The organism is Bacteroidia bacterium (assembly GCA_025056095.1).
Taxonomy (GTDB): Bacteria; Bacteroidota; Bacteroidia; order JANWVE01; family JANWVE01; genus JANWVE01.
In genome coordinates, this window is sequence record JANWVW010000274.1 from 1 (window position 1) to 3,277 (window position 3,277).

Below are 3,277 nucleotides of genomic sequence, written 5' to 3' on the forward strand. Positions count from 1 at the left end.
GTAGCGAAGTACCGAAGCGAAGCACAGTGCGGAATGCCCCGACCCTTGCGTCAGCAAGGGGCACGCCCAAAAAAAATTAAACTATCTTAGACCTTACAATCTCTACTTCCACTTTTTTAACGGTGTGTTAGGTTCACTAGATAACTTCTGATAAGCTTTTTTGTCAATAAATTTAGGAAAAAATTTATTTAGCCAAACGGTTAGCTTACCTTCTACGGTTAGCACAATAGTACGCTTACGCTTTTCAATAGCACGCAAAATAGCTTTAGCTACAGTTTCAGCAGGCATAAGCTTGCTTTCATCTAAGGGAGTTTCTTTTTGCATCTCGCCCGTGGCTGTAAGGGCAGTATTTCGGATATTCGTATTTGTAAATCCAGGGCAAGCTATCAATACATGAACATTGTCAGGTAAAAGTTCACAACGCAAACTTTCAAAAAAACCATGCAAAGCAAACTTAGATGCCGAATAGCCTGTGCGCGCAGGTAATCCTTTGAAACCAGCTACACTAGACACTACTACTATTGAACCCTGATTTTTAATCAACTCTGGTAAAGCAAATTTTGTACAATACACCGATCCCCAAAAATTTACATTCATTACTTTTTCAATTACGCTAATTTCCGTATCCAAAAAGCAAGCTCGCATAGAAATTCCTGCATTATTGATAAGAATATGAATGGTTCCAAATGTGTTAAGCGTTTGTTCTATAAAGTTTTTACACTGTTCTATTTGGCTTACATCTGTAGGAATAGCTAACACAGCTCTTGCCCCTAAATTTCTGCATACAGCAGCCGTTTGATTTAATTTGTCCGCATTTCTTGCACAAATGGATAAGATAGCGCCTTGTTGGGCTAAAGCTTTGGCTATTGCTGCACCTATTCCATCCGATGCGCCCGTGATAACTACTACTTTATCTTTGAAAAAAGACATAATTTGCAAAACTAAAAGTTTGTACTACATTATTGAAAGCTGATATTCAAAAACTTCTCGCCAACCCGCCCACTCTTGTTCATTGTGAAGATTGTTATTATGCCAAAGTGTAATAAAAGTACCATTAACCGATTTTACTTCTTCTATAAGCTGCTGACTAACTGCCTTTGCTTGCTCGGGCGTGTACCGCAAATATTGCTGCAAGCTTATATCCATACATACAAGCGGATACAGGGTTAAATTTTTTTCTATTTTATTTTTTTTCAAGTCAAAAAATGGATAAGGAACGGCTATCCCTGCTCTAAATCCAACTTCGTCAAAATAACCTACTGAATAATCTTCCAAGAAACCTGCTTCTATCAAGTTTTGATAAGTAGTAGGAAATTTTACTCGCAAAAAATGCTGTCTATTCTTGGTAATTACATAAGGCACAAGCTTCTCTAACGACAATTTTTCTTTACATAACTTTTGATAAGGATAAGCTTGAGCTTGTTGAGGTATATTTTGGAACTGAATACCTTCCGTAAAAAAATGAGCATATTCCATTGCTGTTAGATAAGAAGCATGCAGACCTACTTCGCCACTATTTTGCATAATTTTATCTATTAAGTTGAGATAAAACTTTTGGTCAATATTATGTCTGCTGTCCAAAGGATGCTGCTGGCTAGCTAAAATAAACCATATACTTGATCTTTGATGAATTTGCAGTTGTTTGAATATGTACTCAAAAGTATAAAAGCGGTCTGTAGCTTTTCCGAACAAGGTTTTGAAACGGCGCGCAAAGGTTTTCCAATCTCGTTTGTAAAGATCTTTGGTAAAGCCGTAAAGGTTAATTAAGTAAGGTTTGTGCAAAAACTCAAAAGGATGGTCTAAATCAAATGTTACTTTTGCAGTGTATACGGGATATTTTACAGGAATGTGATAGCCAAAAAACCGAAAAGATGCGTCTAATACAAATTCCCAATAGTGATGTACCACAGCTTTTCTATGCAAATTGTACTTGACCAATGTATGTTGTTGGGCAGGCATTCGCCCGTGAATATCTGGGTTGTAAGGCAAGTATTCTTCATATCTTGAAATAAGGTAAAATATTGCCGAAAAAATATCAATAGACACATGAAATTGCCCACAAACATCTTTGGTTCGCCATATAAATAGACCTTCTTGATACCAATCTTGGTCAGTGATATTATCTTGCCATAATAGTCCATCGGCGTATATGCATAAAGCATCTTCAAAAATCTGACCGTAGCTCCACTTAATTCCCATTACCGTAGAAAAGTACTGCGGATTATCGGTAAGTTCTACTTTTACGTGGCTCAAATACTCTGTGCATACAAGAATGGTGTAGGTTAGTCTTGGAGTAATAATAGGAGTAAAAATGACTAATTGTTCCATGTATGCAATATTACGCATTTACTTATGTTTTTGGTAAGCTTTGAAAGTCCTTATAGTACGAGATAATGCACTCATTTTTGCCCACATATATCCTTCATAGCCATCTAAAAATCCGAGCTTGAAAACGTACAATTTGATGAATTTTATCCAAGGCAAAATAGCTAACTTAAAAAAATTGTATTTTGGTTTTTGGGCAGTTTCAATATCTGTGTAGACCATAATTTTTTGCCAATGTGCGTTTAGAGTAGGAATAGAATGATGTTCAAAGTAGTGTGTTAGATAACCTGTTTCTCCTTTTACAAAAACGTATTCATGTAAGCTTCGGCTTTGGTAAGTAGCAAACTCTTTTCTAAAAAGGCGTAAAATTTTTTCTTTACCCACTCCACCATATTTAAGCCGTTTGCCGTATAAAAAATTGACGCGAGTAAGATAAAAGCCATTTTGTTTTGGATTATTTTGAATAACTTTTTGAATTTCATTAGCTAATTCAGTAGGGATGCGTTCATCGGCATCAAGAGAGAGTACCCATTCGTTGGAACATTGCTCAACAGCATATTGTTTTTGGTCGCCAAAAGTATCAAATGACCGATAAAATACCTTTGCCCCCATGCTTTGTGCTAGAGCCACTGTGTTGTCTGTACTCCCACAGTCTACCACAACAATCTCCGATGCCCATTGCACACTACGCAAGCACTCTACAATGTTATGTGCTTCGTTTTTGGTAATAATAGCTACAGAAATGGACATAATTACTTTGCTAAACTATGAAATGGCTACCTACCATCTGCGTACAATTTTTAATAAATTTAGCGCAATTTACAAAACGGTGGTTCCAAAACATAGCCTGGATGTAGTTAGGAAGAGTAATTTAATTTTTTATTTTTTGGGCGTGCCCCTTGCTGCGCAAGGGTCGGGGCATTCCGCACGTAGCCCGTAGCACGCCGACCTT

At 37.0% G+C, this 3,277-nt stretch carries 3 protein-coding genes; all 3 read right to left on the reverse strand.

Translation table 11 applies throughout. From position 1 onward, the window contains the following. Positions 1-102 precede the first annotated feature (102 nt). The 3 genes from NZ519_13245 to NZ519_13255 are packed head-to-tail and all read right to left on the reverse strand — an operon-like array spanning position 103 to position 3,075. Entirely contained in the window at positions 103-930 is an 828-nt protein-coding gene (locus NZ519_13245) for an SDR family oxidoreductase (protein ID MCS7029719.1), read from the reverse strand. Positions 931-954: 24 nt separating this feature from the next. After that, positions 955-2,328, reverse strand: a complete 1,374-nt coding sequence (locus NZ519_13250; protein ID MCS7029720.1) for a polysaccharide deacetylase family protein — start codon at positions 2,326-2,328, stop codon at positions 955-957. A gap of 18 nt (positions 2,329-2,346) precedes the next feature. Next, the gene (locus NZ519_13255) at positions 2,347-3,075 is read right to left on the reverse strand and encodes a glycosyltransferase family 2 protein (GenBank protein MCS7029721.1); all 729 of its coding nucleotides are present in this window, start codon (positions 3,073-3,075) and stop codon (positions 2,347-2,349) included. Positions 3,076-3,277 lie beyond the last annotated feature (202 nt).